At 70.0% G+C, this 18846-nt stretch carries 18 protein-coding genes and 1 pseudogene; 9 read left to right on the plus strand and 10 right to left on the minus strand.

The window, feature by feature from the left end; translation table 11 throughout:
- Positions 1–177: 177 nt before the first annotated feature.
- Together AB0I23_RS29160 and AB0I23_RS29165 are read left to right on the plus strand one after the other, a co-directional pair.
- Entirely contained in the window at positions 178–1158 is a 981-nt protein-coding gene (locus AB0I23_RS29160; protein WP_359113696.1) for a C-terminal binding protein, read from the plus strand.
- Positions 1155–1928 (plus strand): class II aldolase/adducin family protein, encoded by a 774-nt coding sequence (locus AB0I23_RS29165; protein ID WP_359113698.1) that lies wholly within the window; start codon positions 1155–1157, stop codon positions 1926–1928. The genes AB0I23_RS29160 and AB0I23_RS29165 overlap by 4 nt, the downstream gene beginning before the upstream one ends.
- 533 nt (positions 1929–2461) lie before the next feature.
- Here the strand turns inward: AB0I23_RS29165 and AB0I23_RS29170 are convergent.
- Entirely contained in the window at positions 2462–3199 is a 738-nt protein-coding gene (locus AB0I23_RS29170) for a DUF4232 domain-containing protein (RefSeq protein ID WP_359113700.1), read from the minus strand.
- A gap of 313 nt (positions 3200–3512) precedes the next feature.
- On the opposite strand from AB0I23_RS29170, the pseudogene AB0I23_RS29180 reads away from it, so the two are divergent.
- Positions 3513–4876 (plus strand): annotated as a pseudogene (locus AB0I23_RS29180) (helix-turn-helix domain-containing protein).
- 60 nt (positions 4877–4936) lie between these two features.
- On the opposite strand, the gene argS reads toward AB0I23_RS29180, so the two are convergent.
- Positions 4937–6709: an arginine--tRNA ligase gene (argS, locus tag AB0I23_RS29185; protein ID WP_359113702.1), complete on the minus strand. Its 1773-nt coding sequence runs from the start codon at positions 6707–6709 to the stop codon at positions 4937–4939.
- Positions 6710–6842: 133 nt separating this feature from the next.
- Between argS and lysS the strand changes: the two genes are divergently transcribed.
- On the plus strand, positions 6843–8603 hold the full coding sequence (gene lysS / locus AB0I23_RS29190; protein WP_359113704.1) for a lysine--tRNA ligase: 1761 nt from the start codon (positions 6843–6845) through the stop codon (positions 8601–8603).
- A gap of 100 nt (positions 8604–8703) precedes the next feature.
- Here the strand turns inward: lysS and AB0I23_RS29195 are convergent, their stop codons facing one another.
- The 3 genes from AB0I23_RS29195 to AB0I23_RS29205 form a co-directional block, all read right to left on the minus strand.
- On the minus strand, positions 8704–10062 hold the full coding sequence (locus AB0I23_RS29195) for a DUF2637 domain-containing protein (RefSeq protein ID WP_359113706.1): 1359 nt from the start codon (positions 10060–10062) through the stop codon (positions 8704–8706).
- Between the two features lie 199 nt (positions 10063–10261).
- On the minus strand, positions 10262–11134 hold the full coding sequence (locus tag AB0I23_RS29200) for a DUF3558 family protein (protein WP_359113708.1): 873 nt from the start codon (positions 11132–11134) through the stop codon (positions 10262–10264).
- A 147-nt stretch (positions 11135–11281) separates the two neighbouring features.
- Positions 11282–12070 (minus strand): DUF3558 domain-containing protein, encoded by a 789-nt coding sequence (locus tag AB0I23_RS29205; protein ID WP_359113710.1) that lies wholly within the window; start codon positions 12068–12070, stop codon positions 11282–11284.
- Positions 12071–12239: 169 nt separating this feature from the next.
- Here AB0I23_RS29205 and AB0I23_RS29210 point away from each other — a divergent pair, with 169 nt between their 5' ends.
- Positions 12240–13433 (plus strand): RtcB family protein, encoded by a 1194-nt coding sequence (locus tag AB0I23_RS29210; protein ID WP_359113712.1) that lies wholly within the window; start codon positions 12240–12242, stop codon positions 13431–13433.
- Positions 13434–13512: 79 nt separating this feature from the next.
- Here the strand turns inward: AB0I23_RS29210 and AB0I23_RS29215 are convergent, their stop codons facing one another.
- Together AB0I23_RS29215 and AB0I23_RS29220 are read right to left on the minus strand one after the other, a co-directional pair.
- Complete coding sequence (locus tag AB0I23_RS29215) at positions 13513–14271, minus strand: SDR family NAD(P)-dependent oxidoreductase (RefSeq protein WP_359113713.1); 759 nt, start codon at positions 14269–14271, stop codon at positions 13513–13515.
- A gap of 251 nt (positions 14272–14522) precedes the next feature.
- Positions 14523–14858, minus strand: a complete 336-nt coding sequence (locus AB0I23_RS29220; protein ID WP_359113715.1) for a YnfA family protein — start codon at positions 14856–14858, stop codon at positions 14523–14525.
- 216 nt (positions 14859–15074) lie between these two features.
- Here AB0I23_RS29220 and AB0I23_RS29225 point away from each other — a divergent pair, with 216 nt between their 5' ends.
- The 3 genes from AB0I23_RS29225 (at position 15075) to AB0I23_RS29235 (ending at position 16509) form a co-directional block, all read left to right on the plus strand.
- The gene (locus AB0I23_RS29225) at positions 15075–15500 is read left to right on the plus strand and encodes a hypothetical protein (RefSeq protein WP_359113717.1); all 426 of its coding nucleotides are present in this window, start codon (positions 15075–15077) and stop codon (positions 15498–15500) included.
- Between the two features lie 55 nt (positions 15501–15555).
- Complete coding sequence (locus AB0I23_RS29230; protein WP_359113719.1) at positions 15556–15939, plus strand: hypothetical protein; 384 nt, start codon at positions 15556–15558, stop codon at positions 15937–15939.
- 66 nt (positions 15940–16005) lie between these two features.
- Positions 16006–16509: a MarR family winged helix-turn-helix transcriptional regulator gene (locus AB0I23_RS29235; RefSeq protein ID WP_359113720.1), complete on the plus strand. Its 504-nt coding sequence runs from the start codon at positions 16006–16008 to the stop codon at positions 16507–16509.
- A gap of 56 nt (positions 16510–16565) precedes the next feature.
- Here the strand turns inward: AB0I23_RS29235 and AB0I23_RS29240 are convergent, their stop codons facing one another.
- Positions 16566–17315, minus strand: coding sequence for a Mut7-C RNAse domain-containing protein (locus AB0I23_RS29240; RefSeq protein ID WP_359113722.1), 750 nt, complete (start codon positions 17313–17315; stop codon positions 16566–16568).
- 42 nt (positions 17316–17357) lie between these two features.
- A complete protein-coding gene (locus AB0I23_RS29245; protein WP_359113724.1) occupies positions 17358–17561 on the minus strand; it encodes a hypothetical protein in 204 nt (67 codons plus the stop codon).
- 243 nt (positions 17562–17804) lie between these two features.
- Between AB0I23_RS29245 and AB0I23_RS29250 the strand changes: the two genes are divergently transcribed.
- On the plus strand, positions 17805–18248 hold the full coding sequence (locus AB0I23_RS29250) for a GNAT family N-acetyltransferase (RefSeq protein ID WP_359113726.1): 444 nt from the start codon (positions 17805–17807) through the stop codon (positions 18246–18248).
- Here AB0I23_RS29250 and AB0I23_RS29255 read toward each other — a convergent pair.
- Positions 18217–18825 carry a GNAT family N-acetyltransferase gene (locus AB0I23_RS29255; RefSeq protein ID WP_359113728.1) on the minus strand — a complete coding sequence of 203 codons (609 nt, stop codon included), beginning with the start codon at positions 18823–18825 and terminating at the stop codon, positions 18217–18219. The two genes, AB0I23_RS29250 and AB0I23_RS29255, sit on opposite strands and share 32 nt — an antisense overlap.
- Positions 18826–18846 lie beyond the last annotated feature (21 nt).

The raw sequence follows: 18846 nt of genomic DNA on the forward strand, positions 1-18846 counted from the left end.
CCGGGGCGGGGTCCATTCTCGAACACTGGGGTTCGGGGTCCGGACCCGGACGGTGCGCATCGCTGACGATCGCATCACCATCGCTGGACAATTCTCTCGGATGAAACGTAGGTTCTGCGCGAGCGTGGCGAACGAATCATCATTGCGTGACGCTCTGTGCAACTTGAGGAGGATGGGATGAGCCGGCCCCTGGTGGTGTTCACGGACCCCGAGGAGCTCGACGTCGGTCCCGGCGTACGGCTGCTGACCGACGCGGGATTCGACACGCGCGTCGTCGGCAGCCGCGACCCGGACGCGATCGCCGTAGCCGCGCGTGACGCCGTCGCGCTGATCGTCGGCTACGCGCCCGTGGACGCCGCGCTGCTCGACCGCCTCCCCGGTGTCGGGATGCTGGCCACCATGTCCGCCGGGTACGACATGATCGACACGGCGCAGGCGCGGCGCCGCGGGCTGTGGGTGAGCAACCTTCCGCACGCCGCGACCGAGGACGTCGCGGTGCATGCGCTCGCCAGTGCGCTCAGCCTGGTGCGCGCGCTGCCCCAGGCAGACGCCACCGTGCGCGGTGGCGGCTGGAACACCGAATTCGCCGCACTGCCGCGCAGGGCGGGGGAGTTGACACTCGGACTGTGGGGATTCGGACGCATCGCGCGGGTCCTGGCCCGGATCGCGGCCCCCGTCTTCGGCCGCGTCGCCGCGTACGACCCGCACGCCGACGCGGCCGGGTGGCCCGACGGTGTCGAGCGGCTCGGCCTGGACGAACTGGTCGCCGGCTCCGACGTACTCTCCCTGCACACACCGCTGACTCCGCAGACCCGCGGCATGGTCGACACGGCGCTGCTCGCCCGGATGCGGCCCGGCGCCTTCCTCGTGAACGTCGCCCGCGGCGAACTCGTCGACACAGCGGCCCTGCTGGCCGCCCTGGACAGCGGACGGCTCGGGGCGGCGGCACTGGACGTGTTCCCGGTCGAACCCCCGCCGCTCGACGACCCGTTGCGCAGCCACCCGCGCATCCAGCTGTCCCCGCACAGTGCCTATCTGTCCGACGCGTCGCAGCGGGCGTACGTGTGCGCACCCGCCGAGAACGTCATCGCCTGGCACCGCACCGGGCGACCCCTCACCCCCGTGGTCGACCCGACCCTCGAAGGAGCCTCCTCATGACCGACGTGCAGACCGCCGACGCAACTGCCGACGAGGAGACGCGACTGCGGCGCGAACTCGCCGCGGTATACCGGCTCGTGGCGCACTTCCGGATGACCGACCTGATCTTCACGCACATCTCGCTGCGGCTTCCGGGGCCCGATCACCACTTCCTCATCAACCCCTACGGTCTCCTCTTCGAGGAGATCACCGCCTCCAACCTGGTCAAGATCGATTTGGCGGGCAACCCGGTCGAGCCCACCCCGTATCCGGTCAACCCCGCAGGCTTCGTCATCCACAGCGCGATCCACGCCGCGCGTGAGGACGCCCACTGCGTGCTGCACACCCACACCAGGGCCGGCTGCGCAGTGGCCGCGCAGCGCGACGGGCTGCTGCCGCTCAACCAGATGTCGATGGAGTTCTACAACCGCGTCGGCTACCACGACTACGAGGGCGTCGCTCTCAACCTCGACGAGCAGAAGCGCCTGGTCGACGACATCGGCACCCATCCGGCGCTGATCCTGCGCAACCACGGTCTGCTGACGGTGGGAGAGAGCGCCGCCCAGGCATTCCTGCGCATGTACTACCTGGAGAAGGCATGCGAGATCCAGGTCACCGCCCAGGCGGGCGGCGGACCGCTGATCGTCCCCCCTCCCGAGACCTGCGAGTACACCGCCCGCCAGCTCGCGGGCGAGGCGGACGCGGACTTCCAGGACGACGGGGCGTACGACCTGGCCTGGGCGGCGATGCTGCGTCTGCTGGACCGGGTGGCGCCGGACTACCGGGACTGATCCGGTGGCGGGGCTGCCCGCCGTCGCTTGAGTCAGAGCTTCTTGCCGCAGAGACGCGGTCGTTCTTGGCCGGGTCGGAGTCGAAGAGCGGGTTCTCGCTGAAGACCGCGTCGGCCTTGCCCTCGCACGGGTCGCTGAAACCGCCCACGAACCTGTCCTCAAGAATCTCCGTGATCTTGTGGGTCGCGCCGTTCTTCTTGCCCTTGGTCCGGCAGGCGACCTCCTCGATGGTGTCGTTCTTCTTCGGGCCGCTGTGCACGCAGTCGCCGACCTCGATCCTGGGGCCGCCGCCCCCGCCCGGGTCTCCGGGGTGTGGCGGCTTCAGGTTGCGCATGCAGGCGTAGCCTTCGCCGGTCGCCTGTGTGCCCTCCAGCACGGCGAGGCTGATCGGCACATCGATCGCGAAGTCGGTGGTCTCCGAGCAGGTGGTGGCCGAGAACGGCCAGGCCTTGCCGGACTCCATCCGGTAGGTGGGATTCTACGATCTACTGCCCTTGGGGGAAGGCGGGTTGGCGCTTGCTGCGCGAGAGGGATCAGTGGGTGAGGGCGTCGGCCATGTCGCTCTGCCAGTAGGTGACGAAGCCGTTGCTGCCCCAGTACGTGTCGGCCGGGAGCGTCAGTTCTGCCGGGGAGCCCGTGGAGCCCGAGTTGCTCTTCGAGGTGAAGTACACCGTCAGGTGCGTGCTCTTGTTCAGGTCCTTGCCGTCGGACTCACCGAACAGCCCGATGGAGGCGTAGGCGGACTGACCCGGCTCAAGGGTGACCACGGCCTGCGGGATGCTGTCGCGGAGGACCGGGAAGGCGGCCTGGGCTTCGTCGAAGCGGAGCGCCGGCGCGTGGTACGCGTAGCAGGGGCGGTTGCCCGTGTTGGTCGCGGTGAGCAGCAGGTGGTTGATGGGGCGGCTCACCTTGCTGACGGTGACCTTGGTGTTCTCGCCGGTGCAGGTGACGGGGGAGCTGTTGCCGGTGCCCTTGTTGCCGGTGGCGCCGGTGTTGCTCTTCTGGCCGCCCGCGCCGGAGGTGGAGCCCTTGGAGCGGTCCGCCGTGTTCTCGGCAGGGGCGTTGGACGTGCTGTCGGTGTCCTTGGCGTCCTTGCCCGAGTCCGGCGCGGTGGCCGCCGGGGACTGCTGGTCGGCGGTGCTCCCTGCCGGAGCCGCCGCTCCCGCCTTGCCGTTGTCACCGCTGCCGTTGTCGCTGCAGGCGGTGAGCGAGAGGGCGGCCAGGAGGGCGGTCGCGGCGAGGGCGGTGGTGCGGACGCGGTTGTTGCGCATGGTGGTGGTACTCCCCGTATGTGTGGGTGAGGTCGTTCAGTCAGTGATGGCAGATCAGGACCGTGACGATCGTGGTCGACACGATCACTACGCCGATTGCCGCGGCATCGATCAGCTCGATGCGGAAACGGGTGCGCACTGCGTCGTCCCGGTGGTCTCTGCGGTGTGGTCACAGACTGCGGGACGGCGGATTCCGGCCGCAACGCCGAATGGCCCATGGGGGAAGCTGGAATGCTTGCGCGTACTGTGACCTGGGCAGTTTGAACGTCCCTGGAACGGTGTTCCGGGACGAACCAGGAGGGGGAACGCCGCAGTGGCGACGCCGGAGGCTGAGGAATTCGCGGCTCTGCTGAAGGAACTGAAGGGCCGTTCGGGGCACAGCTACGGGGTTCTCGCCGGAAGACTGCACGTCAGCACTTCGACGCTCCACCGGTACTGCAACGGTGACGCCGTGCCCAATGAGTACGCGCCGGTGGAGCGGCTGGGGCGGCTGTGCGGGGCGAGCCCCGACGAGCTGGTGGAGCTGCACCGGCGGTGGATCGTGGCCGATGCGGCGAGACGGCGTCCTGTTGCCGTTCCCGATTCCGTTCCGGTTCCTGCTCCCGTTTCTGATTCCGAGTCCGTTCCCGAGCCGGGAGCTGTGGCTGAGGCTGTGGCTTCGCCCGAGGACAAGGACGGCGACGCGCTCGGCCCGAGGTCGCGACGGCCGGGGCGAGCCGGCCCCGGCGGTTCTGGTCCTCCCCGCGGGCGCGCGTCCTGCTCGCGGCCGTCGCCGTCGTCGCGCTCACCGTGCCCACCACGATCATCGTCAGCAATCTCTCGGGCACGGACAGCGGCAGCCTCAGCGATGTTCCCGCCGTGGACGGCGTACCCGCACTGCCCGACGACGAGAGCGCGCCCGCGTCACCCGGCACGCCGGATCCGTCGGGCAAGCCTGCCAAGCCCGGCAAGTCCGGCGCGGCGACCGCCCCGTCCCCGGGGTCAGGTGCCGCCTCCGCCTCCGCGTCCACCGGCCACAGCGCGGGAGCGGGAGCAGGGCCGGATGCGCAGGCGGGCGGGGGCGTACCCCTGAACGCCACCATCAGCTCTTACAACTGGGATGCGCCCTGCGGCCAGTACTACGTGCTGGACCAGAAACCGAACGAGGTGCCCCCGCCGCCCGCGCCGCAGGACACCCGTGGCTGGGCCAGGGCGCTCGGCGGGGTGGACGGCGGCAGCCTGCTGCTCGAACTCACCGTGCAGGGAAAGTCCGATCAGGCCGTCGTGCTCCAGGGGCTGCATGTGCGGACGCTGTCCCGCAAGGAACCGCTGGCGTGGTCGGCGTACTCGATGGGGGAAGGCTGCGGGAGTGGTATCACACCGCAGTCCTTCGATATCGGCCTCGACGACAGTCGGCCGACCCTCACCCCGGTTGCGGGGCGGCAGGGGGACAAGCGGGTGCCGCCGAAGGACTTCCCGTTCCGGGTGTCCTCCACCGATGTGGAGGTGTTCGACCTCGATGCACACGTCGACGGGCACGACGTCAGCTGGTACTTGGAGCTGGAGTGGAGCAGCGGCGGCCGTGAGGGGACGCTGCGCATCGACGACGGCGGGAAGCCGTTTCGTACCAGCAGCATCAAGACGCGGCCGCAGTACCTGTACCGGCACGACACGGCCCAGTGGGTGACCAAGGAGTAACGGTCACGGCCACTGGGCCGGTGCCTGCGCGTGCGGACGGGGCTCGGAGGAGCTCGGGGGTCAGAGGCGCTCGGGGGTCCTGATGCCGAGCAGCTCCATGCCCTGGTGCAGGGTGCGGGCGGTGAGGTCCGAGAGGAAGAGGCGGTTCTCGGCCACATCGCCCGGAACCTCGGGCTTCAGCACCGGGCACTGGTCGTAGAACGTCGTGAAGAGCGACGACAGCTGGTAGAGGTACGAGGCCAGCTTGTGCGGCTCGTACGCGGCGGCGACCTCGGCCACGACCTCGCCGAACAGGTCCAGGTGCAGGCCCAGCGCGCGCTCGGCCGGGGCCAGCTCCAGCTCCGGGTGCGGCTGGGACTTCAGCTCGCCCGCCTTGCGCTTGATGGAGCGGGACCGGGCGTGCGCGTACTGGATATACACGCTCGTGTCGCCGGTCAGCGACACCATCTGGTCCAGGTCGAACTTGTAATCGCGGGCGGCCGACGTCGACAGGTCCGCGTACTTCACCGCGCCGATACCGACCTGCGTGGCGCGCTCGGTGATCTCCTCGTCGGTGAGGTCCTTCGCCTTTTCGCGCACGACGGTGGACGCCCGGCCGATCGCCTCGTCCAGCAGGTCCTGCAGCCGGACCGTCTCGCCCTCACGGGTCTTGAACGGCTTGCCGTCCTTGCCGAGCACCGTGCCGAAGGCGAGCTGCACGGCCTTGACGTCCTCGTTCAGCCAGCCGGCGCGGCGGGCCGTCTCGAAGACCATCTTGAAGTGCAGGGACTGCCGCGCGTCCACCACGTACAGCAGGGTGTTCGCCTTGAGGTTCTGGACCCGGTCGCGGATCGCGGAAAGGTCCGTCGCCGCGTAGCCGTAGCCGCCGTTCGACTTCTTGACGATCAGCGGCACCAGGTTGCCGTCCGGGCCCTTCACGTCGTCGAAGAACACGCACAGCGCACCTTCGGAGCGGACGGCGACGCCCGACTCCTCCAGGATGCGGCAGGTCTCCTCCAGCATGTCGTTGTAGCCGGACTCGCCGACGATGTCGGGGTCGCGGATCTCCATGTCGAGCTTGTTGAAGACCGAGTAGAAGTAGATCTTCGACTCGTCGACGAAGCGCTGCCACATGGCCAGCGTCTCCTCGTCACCGGCTTGGAGCGCGACGACCCGGTCCCGGGAGCGGGCCTTGAACTCCTCGTCGGAGTCGAAGAGCGCCCGCGAGGCCTTGTAGAGCCGGTTCAGGGAGGACATGGCGGCTTCGCCGTCCGCCGCGCCGCCGTCGCCCTCGTGGTTCAGTTCGCCCGGGTGCTCGATCAGGTACTGGATGAGCATGCCGAACTGGGTGCCCCAGTCGCCGATGTGGTGCCGCCGGACCACGGTCCCGCCCGTGAACTCCAGGATCTGCACCATCGCGTCACCGATCACCGCGGAGCGGAGGTGCCCGACGTGCATCTCCTTCGCCACGTTCGGCTGCGCGTAGTCGACGACCGTCGTGCCGGCGTTCTGCGCGTACGGCACACCGAGCCGGCCCTCGTCGTCCGCGGCGCGCGCGGCGAGGGTCTCGATGATGGCCTTGTCGCTGAGCGTGATGTTCAGGAAGCCGGGGCCGGAGACCTCGATCTCCTCGATCAGGTCGCCCGCCGGGATCGCGGCCGTCACCCGGGACGCCAGCTCGCGCGGGTTGCCCTTCAGCTTCTTGGCGAGGGCCAGGATCCCGTTGGCCTGGAAGTCGGCCCGGTCGCTTCGGCGCAGCAGCGGGTCCGCGGTGCCGGCATCCGGCAGTGCTGCCGTCAGGGCGTCCGCGAGCTGCTGCTGGAGCGTGGAAGCGAGGGAATTGACCGAGGCCATGGGATGGCTGCCGTTTCCGTAGGGGTACAAGAGATCACGCCCAGTATCCCACGCACTGTAAAGCCGTTTTCGCGCTGCCGGTGGGACCTGGGAGAATGGGTGGTGCCCCTACGGCCCTACCAGAGAGAAGGACGTGCCGACCGTGGCTCAGAGTCAGAGCAGCACCGAGGCCGACTGGGTCTCCCGCTTCGCGGACGAGGTCATCGCCGAATCGGAGCGTCGTGCGCCTGGCAAACCGGTCGTCGTCGCGTCCGGTCTTTCGCCGTCGGGCCCGATCCACCTGGGCAACCTCCGCGAGGTCATGACCCCGCACCTGGTCGCGGACGAGATCCGCCGCCGGGGGCACCAGGTCCGGCACCTCATCTCGTGGGACGACTACGACCGGTACCGGAAGGTCCCGGCAGGCGTCCCCGGTGTCGACGAGTCGTGGGCCGAGCACATCGGCAAGCCGCTGACGTCCGTGCCCGCACCGGCCGGGTCCGTGTACCCGAACTGGGCGGAGCACTTCAAGGCCGCCATGACGGCCGCGCTGGACGAGCTGGGTGTCGAGTACGACGGCATCAGTCAGACCGAGCAGTACACGATGGGGGTGTACCGCGAGCAGATCCTGCACGCGATGAGGCACCGCGCCGACATCGACGCCGTCCTCGACCGGTACCGCACGAAGAAGGACCCGGCGGCCGCGGGCAAGGGCAAGAAGCCGCAGCAGCAGAAGAAGGTCGACGAGGCCGAGCTGGAGGCCGAGGCGGGCTCCGGCGCGGCGAGCGAGGACGACGGCAGCGGCGGCTCGGCCGGCTACTTCCCGTACAAGCCGTACTGCGGCAACTGCGAGAAGGACCTGACCACGGTCACGTCGTACGACAACGACACGACCGAGCTGAACTACACCTGCACCGCCTGCGGCTTCGCCGAGACCGTCCGGCTCAGCGAGTTCAACCGCGGCAAGCTGGTCTGGAAGGTCGACTGGCCGATGCGCTGGGCATACGAAGGAGTGATCTTCGAGCCCAGCGGCGTGGACCACTCCTCGCCCGGCTCGTCGTTCGTCGTCGGCGGCCAGATCGTCCGCGAGGTCTTCGACGGCGTGCAGCCGATCGGCCCGATGTACGCCTTCGTCGGCATCTCCGGCATGGCGAAGATGTCCTCCAGTAAGGGCGGCGTACCGACCCCGGCCGACGCGCTGAAGATCATGGAGGCACCGCTGCTGCGCTGGCTGTACGCGCGCCGCAAGCCCAACCAGTCCTTCAAGATCGCCTTCGACCAGGAGATCCAGCGGCTCTACGACGAGTGGGACTCGCTGGCGCGCAAGGTCGCCGACGGCTCCGCGCTGCCCGCCGACGCCGCCGCGTACGCGCGTGCCATCGGCACGGCCGCCGGTGAGCTGCCGAGCACGCCGCGCCCGCTGCCGTACCGCACGCTCGCGTCCGTCGTCGACATCACCGCCGGCCACGACGAGCAGACGCTGCGCATCCTGAGCGAGCTGGACCCGGAGAACCCGATCGGCTCGCTCGACGAGGCGCGGCCGCGCCTCGACCGCGCGGAGAACTGGATCACCAACCAGGTCCCCGCCGACGCCCGCACCATCGTCCGCAGCGAGCCGGACAAGGAACTGCTCGGCTCGCTGGACGACCAGGGGCGCCGGTCGCTGCGGCTGCTCCTGGACGGGCTGGACACGCACTGGTCGCTGGACGGGCTCACGACGCTCGTCTACGGGGTGCCGAAGGTCCTCGCGGGGCTGGGGCCGGACGCCAAGCCGACGCCCGAGCTGAAGGCCGCGCAGCGGTCGTTCTTCGTGCTGCTGTACCAGCTCCTGGTCGGCCGTGACACCGGTCCGCGGCTGCCCACGCTGCTGCTGGCCGTCGGCGCGGACCGGGTGCGGAAGCTGCTGGGCGCGTAGGAGTCGGTCGTACGGAGGGCCGTCACCCGGTGATGCGGGTGACGGCCCTTTGTTCTGCCGGTCCGGGTCCGCTCCCGTGCGGCGGACGGACTCCGGGTGGTTACGCGATGTGGTTCTCGGCCATCTCGTTGTCGAAGCGCTGCTTGAAGCCGGGGATCAGGCGCCGGAGCAGGGCCGTGCTGCGCGGGTGGCTGACGCCGTGGACGTCCGAGAGCGTTATGTCGAGGACCTCGGCGCTCGGATGGACCTGCTGCTCGTGCGTGAGGTCGGAGAACACCTCGTACGCGATGTTGCCGAACTCGATCTCCGCCTCGGCCCACTCCGCCGGTTCCGCTTCCTGCTGGGGCTGCGGCTCCTCCTGGGGCAGGCCCTGCGGCTGCTCCAGCCGTTCCGGCAGGGGTTCCGCGCTGCGGGGGTGAGGGACCGCGCCGATCGTGCCCACGTTGCCCAGGGGGCGGGTGCGGCCGCCCGGGCCCGACGGGATCTTGACCGGGGTGGGCTCCAGACCTTCGACGTACGTGGGGTTGTACGCACCCTCGTACGCGCCCTCCGGGACCTGCGGCGCCGCGAACCAGGGGCTCTCGTGCGAACCGGGGCCCTCCGGGGGCCACTCCTCGGCGGCCGGGTCGGAGGGATGGGCGGCGTACTGCTGTGGGGGCTGCCGCGGGTGCTGCCGGGGCTCGGCGTACTGCTGTTGTTGTGCGGCATACGGCAGCTCGGGCTGAGGCTGGACCGTTTCGACGGCCGCCGGAGCCGGCGGCAGCAGGGCCGGCTCGATGCCCGCGGCGGCCAGCCCGGCCGGGCCGGTGTCGGCCAGCGGGACACCGAACTTCGCCAGCCGCAGCGGCATCAGGGACTCGACCGGCGCCTTGCGGCGCCAGCTGCGTCCGAAGCGGGCCTGGAGCCGCGCCTGGTAGATCAGCCGGTCCTGTTCGAGTTTGATGACCTGCTCGTACGAACGCAGCTCCCACAGCTTCATCCGGCGCCACAGTTTGAACGTGGGGACCGGGGAGAGCAGCCAGCGGGTGAGGCGGACGCCCTCCATGTGCCTGTCAGCCGTGAGGTCGGCGATCCGGCCGACCGCGTGCCGGGCGGCCTCGACGGCGACCACGAACAGCACCGGGATCACCGCGTGCATGCCGACGCCCAGCGGATCCGGCCAGGCCGCGGCGCCGTTGAAGGCGATCGTCGCGGCGGTCAGCAGCCAGGCCGTCTGACGCAGCAGCGGGAACGGGATCCGCATCCAGGTCAGCAGCAGGTCCAGCGCCAGCAGTACGCAGATGCCCGCGTCGATGCCGATCGGGAAGACCAGGGAGAAGTTCCCGAAGCCCTTCTGTTCCGCGAGCGCGCGCACCGCGGCGTACGAGCCCGCGAAGCCGATCGCGGCGATGAGTGTCGCGCCGGCGACGACGACCCCGATGAGTATCCGGTGCGTGCGTGTCAGCTGCATCGCGGCCACCCGCGATCCCCTCCCTGCGTTCCCGACTTCGACTTCTGGCGGGCACAGCCTGGCACATGCGCGTGAGGTGCGGTGCGCGGGGAGGGGCGAAGCCCGGCTCCCGGGAGAGGGCCGGACTTCGTGAAACCGCTTCTGTGCAGGGTTGTTCAGGTACCTGCCGTGGGTTTTGCGGGAATGCCCGGCGGGCGGTGGTGCGGTGTTACGCCGTGCGCGACGCGGACTTCGTCGATGTGGGGGAGCTCGCCGACTTCGTCGACTTCGGGGACGACCCGGACTTCGCGGACGCCGCGGACTTCGTTGCCGTCGGAGACTTCGTCGCCGTCGGGGACTTCGACGTGCCCGCGGACGGGCTCGACTTCTTCCCGTTGGCATCGGCCACCGCCGCGACGGCCTCCTTGACGGCCTTCTCGGCGTCCTTCAGGATGTCGTCGCCGGACGGCGTCTTCGCGCCCGCGTAACCCGCGCCGTTGTAGGTCAGGGTGACGACGACGTTTCCCGTACGGGCCACGACCGTCGCGTACTTGAAGTCCTCTTTCGTCTTGGTGAGGTCGTACGTGACCGTGGTCGCCTGGTCGCCGATACCGCTGACGGGGGCTTCGACGACCTTCTTGGCGCCCTCGGTCGCCTTGGTCTTGGCGACCTGGTTCGCGAGGTCCTCCTGGGCGCGCTCGGTGCCGCTGCCGAGCGCCTGGTCCGAGTCGAAGCGGGTGAAGCCGACATCGAGCCAGCGGTACTGCGAGCCCTTGACGCCGTTGTCGTCGAGGCCGTTCCAGGAACAGCCGGCGCGCGCCGAGGTGTCGCTGGACCGGGCCGACGTACCGGCCTTGCTCTTGGCCTTGGGCACCAGCGAGGTGATCGTCTTCGCGGAGATCGCGTCACACGGGTCGGGAAGCTCGGCGAACTTCGCCGGCGCGACCGTCGCCTCCGTCTTCTGCGTGCCCGGAGCGGAGGCCGAGGACGAGCCCGACTTCTTCTTGCTGCCGGAGTCCGACGAGCAGCCGGCGACGACGAGCATCACCGGAACGGCGGCGCAGGCGAGTATGCGGGTGAGTCGCGGAGCTGATCGGTGCATGGTTCCTTCACTCGGGTGGCGCGACGGGCGGGTGGCATGGTGCAGGTGTTCCGGAGGGCCACGGTACGACGGACGGCGGCCGGATGCCGCCTCGGCCGGACACCCCGCCGACCGGGACCGTGCCGGTCCGGGGCGCCCGGCAGCCGGCTATTCGCTGAACTTGTCGACCAGCTTCCGCGCCAGCGACTGGGCTTTCTCCTGCAGTTCCTTGCTGTCCGGGACCTGGCTCGCGAGGGCGGGCTGCTCGGAGTACCGGACGGTCACGATGACGTTCGATGTGCGGAATACCACGCTCACCGTCCGGTGTTGTGCACTGGAACCTGCCCGAGTGAGCAGATCGTCCAGAAATGCGGCATCTCCGAGGTCGTCGAGCGGGCGCGGACGGAGGTCCTCGGAGCCCGCGGCCGTGTCGCCGTCGGCGCCCTGTGCCGAGCCGGGGGGTGAGCCCGACGGGGAGTCCGAGGGTGGGGCGGTCCCCTTCCCCGCGTCGTCGGGGGCGGAGGTGCCGGACGGGAGGTGGGCGGCGGTCTCCTTCTTCCCGTACACCTCACGGGTACGGTCCTCGTCGCTCACCGAGGTGTCGTACGAGACGACGCGCTCGAAGTCGAGCACGACGGAGCGGGACGAGGACCGGTCCTCCGACTTCCACTGGCAGCCGACCCGGCGGTCGGTGTCAAAGGTGAGGGCGGCCGTGCCCGTGTACGCCTTCTCCTGCTGGTTCTCCGGCAGTTCGGCGATTCCCGGAAGCAGGTCCTTCAGCGTGGAGCGCGTGATGGAGCTGCAGGGTGCGGGGAGCGTGCGGTACTTGCCCGCCGGGGCGGCGGCGATGCTCGGGCTGCCGGGTTTGCTGTCGGTGGCGTGGCTTTCGGTACCGGTGCCACCGGTGCAGCCGGCGGTCAGCACTGCGAGGAGTGCGACGCCGGGTACGTACGCCATTCGTCGCACGGTCCGGGCTCCCTTCGAGCGAAAAGAAGTTGCCGCTCGATGGCGGCCGGTGGACACAATGTGTATCGCACGCGCCGCTGTGATTGCCGGTCAGCCGACTCTTTTGCCGACCTTGGCACCGGTTTTGCGCTTTCGGACTTTTCGGGGGAATCGAGGAACTATGTCGTACGTAGAGGTACCGGGGGCGAAGGTCCCCATCCGCATGTGGGCCGACCCGGCTTCGGTCGAGGACGGTGCGATGCAGCAGCTGCGGAACGTTGCCACGCTGCCCTGGATCAAGGGGCTGGCCGTCATGCCCGACGTGCATTACGGCAAGGGCGCGACCGTTGGTTCGGTGATCGCGATGAGCGGTGCGGTCTGCCCGGCGGCGGTGGGGGTGGACATCGGGTGCGGGATGTCCGCGGTGAGGACATCCCTGACGGCCAATGACCTTCCGGGCGACCTGTCGCGCCTTCGGTCGAAGATCGAGCAGGCCATTCCGGTGGGCCGCGGCATGCATGACCACGTCGTGGACCCCGGCCGGCTGCACGGCTTCCCGACCGCGGGCTGGGACGACTTCTGGGGGCGGTTCGACGGGATTGCGGATGCGGTCAAATTCCGTCACGAACGTGCCTCGAAGCAGATGGGAACGCTTGGGTCCGGAAACCATTTCATTGAGTTCTGTCTCGACGAGTCGGGTTCGGTCTGGCTGATGCTGCACTCCGGGTCCCGGAACATCGGCAAGGAGCTTGCCGAATACCACATCGGGGTGGCGCAGAAGCTGTCGCACAACCAGGGTCTGATCGACCGTGACCTGGCGGTCTTCATCGCGGACACCCCGCAGATGGCGGCGTACCGGAACGACCTGTTCTGGGCCCAGGAGTACGCGAAGCACAATCGCGCGATCATGATGGGGCTCTTCCAGGACGTCGTCCGCAAGGAGTTCAAGAAGGCCCGGGTCACCTTCGAACCGGTCATCTCCTGCCACCACAACTATGTGTCGGAGGAGAGGTACGAGGGCATGGACCTGCTGATCACCCGTAAGGGGGCGATTCGTGCGGGTTCGGGCGACTTCGGCATCATCCCGGGTTCGATGGGCACCGGCTCGTACATCGTGAAGGGGCTCGGGAACGCGAAGTCGTTCAACTCGGCCTCACACGGCGCCGGCCGGAAGATGAGCCGTAACGCGGCCAAGCGGCGCTTCTCGACCCGGGACCTGGAGGAGCAGACGCGGGGTGTGGAGTGTCGTAAGGACTCCGGCGTCGTGGACGAGATCCCGGGTGCCTACAAGCCGATCGAGCAGGTCATCGAGCGGCAGCGGGACCTGGTGGAGGTCGTCGCGAAGCTGAAGCAGGTGGTGTGCGTGAAGGGCTGAGTGCCCTTGGCGCCGCTACGAAGACGAGCCCCGGACCCTGTGGTGGTGGTCCGGGGCTCTTCCGTGCGTGCCGATGGCTTCAGAGTGTGCGGTGGACCTTGGAGTTGGACGCCTGGGCACGGGGGCGGACCACCAGGAGATCGATGTTGACGTGGCTGGGGCGGGTGACGGCCCAGGTGATCGTGTCGGCCACGTCGTCGGCGGTGAGGGGGGCGTCGACCCCGGCGTAGACCTTGGCGGCCTTCTCGGTGTCGCCGCGGAAGCGGGTGGTGGCGAACTCCTCCGTCTTGACCATGCCGGGGGCGACCTCGATGACCCGCACCGGCGTGCCGACGATCTCCAGGCGGAGGGTCTCGGCGAGGACGTGTTCGCCGTGCTTGGCGGCCACGTAGCCCCCGCCGCCCTCGTACGTGGACAGGCCCGCCGTCGAGGAGAGGATCACGATCGTGCCGTCGCCGCTCGCGGTGAGGGCGGGGAGCAGGGCCTGGGTGACGTTGAGCGTGCCGATGACGTTCGTCTCGTACATCTGGCGCCAGTCGGCCGGGTCGCCGGTGGCGACGGGGTCCGCGCCGAGCGCGCCGCCCGCGTTGTTGACGAGGACGGCGAGGGAGCGGAAGGCAGTGGTGAACGCGTCGACCGCCTCGCGGTCCGTGACGTCCAGGGCGTACGCCGTGGCCTCGTGGCCCGCCTCGTTGATCTCGGCGGCGAGCGCCTCGATGCGGTCCTTGCGGCGGGCGGTCAGGACGACGCGGTAGCCGGCGGCGGCCAGCTGCCGGGCGGTCGCGGCGCCGATGCCGCTGCTCGCTCCGGTGATGACGGCGATGGGGGTGGCGGCCATGCGGACTCGACTCCTCGGACATCTGATCGGTACGGGGTCAGGATAGGCAGGCGGCCCGAGGTTCCGTTCGGCGACCGTGCTGTACGGGGGCCGGCGGCCGTGTTTCCCGAGGCGGCTGATTTCCCTCGACATGTCGGAGTTCGGCGAGAAGTGCACGGTTTCCCGCCTCTTCGGTTCCCACCGGTTACGTGGGTTGCGGACCGGCGCGGCCGGAGCCTTGCGGGTGTCGGCGTGTCGGTGGGGTGCTGTTCTCAGTGGTTGCGAGGGGCGTACATGATCACGGCCATGCCGGCCAGGCAGATCAGCGCGCCGGTGACGTCCCAGCGGTCGGGGCGGTAGCCGTCGGCGATCATGCCCCAGGCGATCGAGCCCGCGACGAAGACACCGCCGTACGCGGCGAGGATGCGGCCGAACTCGCCGTCCGGCTGCAGCGTGGCGACGAAGCCGTACGCACCCAGGGCGATGACTCCGGCACCGATCCAGATCCAGCCCCGGTGCTCCCGCACGCCCTGCCAGACGAGCCAGGCACCGCCGATCTCGAAGAGCGCGGCAACGACGAAGAGTGCGACAGAGCGGGCGACGACCATGGGAGCAGCGTTTCATGCGGGTCGGGTGGGTTCGGGCGGGTGGGGCAAGCGGGTGGAGTCGGGTGCGGAACCGGTGTGTAAATACGGATAATTCAGGGTGATCGGTATCTTCGGCGCATGGTAGTCACGCGTAGGGTTCGGCCGGCGGTCTTTGCCGCAGCGGTGATGGCGGCAATGGTGTGGACAGGGACATGGGGGGCGGGGCAGGCGGTCGCGATGGTGCCTGTGCCCGTGCCGGTGGACCGGCGGGTGGCGCCGGAGGCGGACGTCTCGCACCACGGGCATGTCTCGCTGTGGGGCAGGGGGCTCGGGGTCTGGCTGCACAGCGAGAACCACGGCCCGTCGAGCCTGGCGAGCGTGACCGTACGGTTCCGCTTCTCGGTGCCACTCCGCGGTCGGCAGGAGATGCCGGTCGCGTGTCTGCAGGCGAGCGCCCGAACCGTGCTGTGCCGGACGGGTCCGCTGCGGACGGACGGGTCGGCGGGCCGACAGCTCGCGCTCGAACTGCAGCTTGCGGAGCGGCCGGACGAGGTGGTCGTACGGATCGACACCGTCTGGAACGGTGGTGCGACCGACCGGAACCCCGACAACAACCGGCACGAGGTGCTGGCACCCGCCACCGGCGACGAGTACGTCTTCTGACGCCCGGTGCGAGAGACCGGTGCGGTGGGGGCCGCGAGCGCGGTGGGCGCGCGGCGTGTACGGCGCGCGTCTGCGGCTGCCGGAGCTCGGGGCGCTGCCCGGGAAGCACATCGGGGCCGTGCTGGTCGCGCACTTCCCGGACCGCTGGGAGCAGGACGACGCGCCGGCGGGGCTGCTCAGGGTCGGCGTCACCAATGACGCGGGGGCCGAGCGCATGCGGGCCGTCTTCGCGGAGCAGCTCGGGCCGATAGCAGCGGGTGTCTGCCCCGTCCCCGCCGAGGCCCCGCGCCGCGCGGCACTCGTCGCGTCCCAGATCCTGGGGATGGCGCTCACCCGCTACGTCCTGCGCGTCTCGCCCGCTGCCGCGATGTCCCGCGACGAGGTGAGCGCCCGGCTCGCGCCCACCGTCCAGCGCTGTCTGACCGCCGGGCAGCCGTAGTGAGCGCGGGGAGCCGAGCCCCGTGGGGATGACGCCGGGGCAGTGTCTGCTTCGTACACTTTCCGCATGCCGCAGAAGTACCCGGCCCGGCGCAGCGCCCTGCTGGCCGAACTGTCCACCGAGTCGCGCCGCTGCATGGCCGCGTACGCCCTCTTCAACCAAGCCGTCGCCGACCATCTGCGGATCCACCCCACCGATCTGCAGTGCCTCAACCTGCTCAGCCTCGAAGCGGAACCCGTCACCACAGGACGCATCGCGGAGCTGACCGGACTCACCACCGGGTCGGCGACCCGGCTCGTCGACCGGTTGGAACGGTCCGGGTATGTGACGCGCGAGCGCGACACGGCGGACCGGCGGCGGGTGCTCGTCGCGACCGTGCCGGAGCGGATGGCGGAGGTCGGCGCGGTCTGGGAGAGGCTGAACGGGGACCGGGCGGCGATGTTCGAGGCGTATGACGACGACGAGGTGGCGCTCCTCATCGCCCATGTGCGACGGACGGTCGAGCTCGCTGCGGGCCGGATCGCGCGGCTGCGGAGCGGGGACCTCGACGTGGCGCAAGGCGCGCCGTAGGGCGAGTCGTCGGGTGTGTCGTGCGGATCGTGGCGGCCGTGACCCGCCGGACAGCCCTACCGGACCGTGTCGGCCTGATCCGGGGCGCCGAACTCGTGCAGCGCGTCGGCGACGATCGTCTCCAGGTGGGAGTGGTGGGCGCCGCGCCAGTACACCCGGCCGCATGCCGTGCACTGCGCGAAGACGTCGTACGACTGCTGTGTGCCGTGCTCCAGCCGTTCCCGGACGGATTCCTTGTCCGCGTCGGTCAGCGGCCCGTTGCAGGCCGTGCACCGGGTCCACGGGGCCAGCTCCGGTGCGAACCGCTCCAGCACGTCCCGCAGCTGGTCGTCCGGACGGTCGCTGTAGACGTACGCCCCCGCCCAGATCTCCCGTCGCCGCAGCAGTCCCCGGTCCCGGGAGAGCAGTACCCGCTGTTCCTTCGCCGACAGGGCGGCCAGTGCCGGGTCGCCGAGGTCCTCGCTCTCGTACGCTGCGTCGACACCCAGCAGGCGCAGCCGCCGGGCGAGCGTGCCGAGGTGGACGTCGAGCAGGAAGCGCAGCGGCGCGCCCTCGACGAGCTGGGGGCGCGCCACCGCACGCACCTCCACCAGCTCGCCCGCGCCCGGGATGTGCGAGACGGGGACGGGGCGGCCGTCGACGAGCAGTTGGCCGGCCTCGGTGAGCGGGACGCCGAGCGATTCCACGACATGGCCGAGCGTCGAGGCGCCGTCGGTGGTCACGGACGTGCGTCCGTCGCGGCGTTCATGGGCGACGAAGAGCCGCAGTTCAGGGGCGACTTCGAGGTGGATCTCCGGTCCGTTCACGTCGTCAGCATGCCACTGGGTGGTCCGCGTGAGCCAGGGGATTCACGGGGGAGGGGCAGCCGGGGCGGGTGGGCGGGTCAGGCGCGGAACGCGTCCGCGTGTTCCGCGGCCCCGGGCGGCGAACGTACGGGCGCGGTGGCCGGTCAGATTCTCGGTCTCGCCGGTCACCTCGGCCGGTGAACCGTCCGTGGATGCCCAGTAACCGAGCAGTCCCTCGGCGATGCCCTCGGAGACGTACGGGGCCACGGACTCCTTCCAGGCCCCCGGCTCGCCGCGTTGACCGTGACGGGCCGCCCCGAAGCCGCCGCCGGCAGGCCGATCTGTTCGGCGGCGGTGAGCGCTTCGGAAACCGGCCAGGTGGCTGTGCAACACATAAACTGCGTCGTGCAGATGAATATGACGAGGGCCCGCCTGTCAAACGTTGTGGGCGGGCCCGCGGGTCACGCCGGCTGAGGGCTCCCGGCTACGGGCTGCACCTACAGTTCCCGCATGAAGATCACCGACCTCGAACCCGGCGACCCCCGACTGACCACGGACCTTCTTCCCGTGCTGCGTGAACTCCGTCCGCATCTGACGGAGGACCTCTTCCACGAGGTGTACGGCAAGGGGTACCCGCAGGGGCTCCGCTTCACCGCCGTCCATGACGGCGACGGCGCGTGCGTGGGCGCGGCCGGATGGCGGATCGTCGACAACACCAGCCAGATCCGCAAGCTGTACGTCGACGATCTGGTCACCGCCGCGCACGCCCGGTCCACGGGTGTCGGCCACCTGCTGCTGGGGTATCTGGAGCAGCGCGCCCGGGAGGCCGGCTGCCTGGACCTGAGTCTGGACTCGGGCACCCATCGCACCGATGCCCACCGCTTCTATCTGCGGGAGCGGCTGGACATCGTCGCCTTCAGCTTCAACAAGCGGCTGGCCCGGGATTCGGACTGACCCCGGGGCCGGGCTCGGAACCGAGCTCCGGAGTGAGGTCCAGTCGCCAGTCGTTCGTCAGCAGCGCATGGCCCGGCGGGTACTCGAAGTCGCACTCGCCGACCAGGATGAAGCCCGCCCTTCGGCACACCGCGTTCGACGCGCTGTTGTCGACGGACGGGTAGGCGTGCAGATGGCGGTGCTTGCGCTCGGCCCGCGCCTGCTCGACGACGGCCCTGGTCGCGGCCGTGGCGATGCCCCGCCCCTGGTGGCCGACGAGGACGGCCCACCCCGTCTCGTACACCTCCCGGCCCTGCCAGGTCCGCTCCCAGAACCCGATCGTCCCCACGGCCTCGCCCCCGCCGCCGTCCCCGCTTCCGTCGGCAAGGGCGATCCGGAACATCCTGCCCCGGCCCGTCCGGTCCGCGCTCAGCTCCACATAGCGGCCATGGCGCACCATGAGCTGCTCCTCCGACTCGGGACCGCCCAGATGATCCATCAGTTCCGGCGCGTTGACCCGGCGGAGGAGGTCCAGGTCGCCGTCCGACCAGGGCACGATCCGTACGGGGGACGCCGATGACGAGCGGGTGCGCTCCATGCGACAACAGTAGGACGCGGC

The organism is Streptomyces atratus (genome assembly GCF_040655115.1).
Lineage (GTDB): Bacteria > Actinomycetota > Actinomycetes > Streptomycetales > Streptomycetaceae > Streptomyces > Streptomyces atratus_D.

Bases quoted from the DNA above. Each gene is read 5' to 3' on its own strand.
- AB0I23_RS29160 (WP_359113696.1), top strand. From the start codon at position 178: ATGAGCCGGCCCCTGGTGGTGTTCACGGACCCCGAGGAGCTCGACGTC.
- AB0I23_RS29165 (WP_359113698.1), top strand. From the start codon at position 1,155: ATGACCGACGTGCAGACCGCCGACGCAACTGCCGACGAGGAGACGCGA.
- AB0I23_RS29170 (WP_359113700.1), bottom strand. From the start codon at position 3,199: ATGCGCAACAACCGCGTCCGCACCACCGCCCTCGCCGCGACCGCCCTC.
- argS (WP_359113702.1), bottom strand. From the start codon at position 6,709: ATGGCCTCGGTCAATTCCCTCGCTTCCACGCTCCAGCAGCAGCTCGCG.
- AB0I23_RS29200 (WP_359113708.1), bottom strand. From the start codon at position 11,134: ATGCACCGATCAGCTCCGCGACTCACCCGCATACTCGCCTGCGCCGCC.
- AB0I23_RS29205 (WP_359113710.1), bottom strand. From the start codon at position 12,070: ATGGCGTACGTACCCGGCGTCGCACTCCTCGCAGTGCTGACCGCCGGC.
- AB0I23_RS29210 (WP_359113712.1), top strand. From the start codon at position 12,240: ATGTCGTACGTAGAGGTACCGGGGGCGAAGGTCCCCATCCGCATGTGG.
- AB0I23_RS29215 (WP_359113713.1), bottom strand. From the start codon at position 14,271: ATGGCCGCCACCCCCATCGCCGTCATCACCGGAGCGAGCAGCGGCATC.
- AB0I23_RS29220 (WP_359113715.1), bottom strand. From the start codon at position 14,858: ATGGTCGTCGCCCGCTCTGTCGCACTCTTCGTCGTTGCCGCGCTCTTC.
- AB0I23_RS29225 (WP_359113717.1), top strand. From the start codon at position 15,075: ATGGTGCCTGTGCCCGTGCCGGTGGACCGGCGGGTGGCGCCGGAGGCG.
- AB0I23_RS29235 (WP_359113720.1), top strand. From the start codon at position 16,006: ATGCCGCAGAAGTACCCGGCCCGGCGCAGCGCCCTGCTGGCCGAACTG.
- AB0I23_RS29250 (WP_359113726.1), top strand. From the start codon at position 17,805: ATGAAGATCACCGACCTCGAACCCGGCGACCCCCGACTGACCACGGAC.
- AB0I23_RS29255 (WP_359113728.1), bottom strand. From the start codon at position 18,825: ATGGAGCGCACCCGCTCGTCATCGGCGTCCCCCGTACGGATCGTGCCC.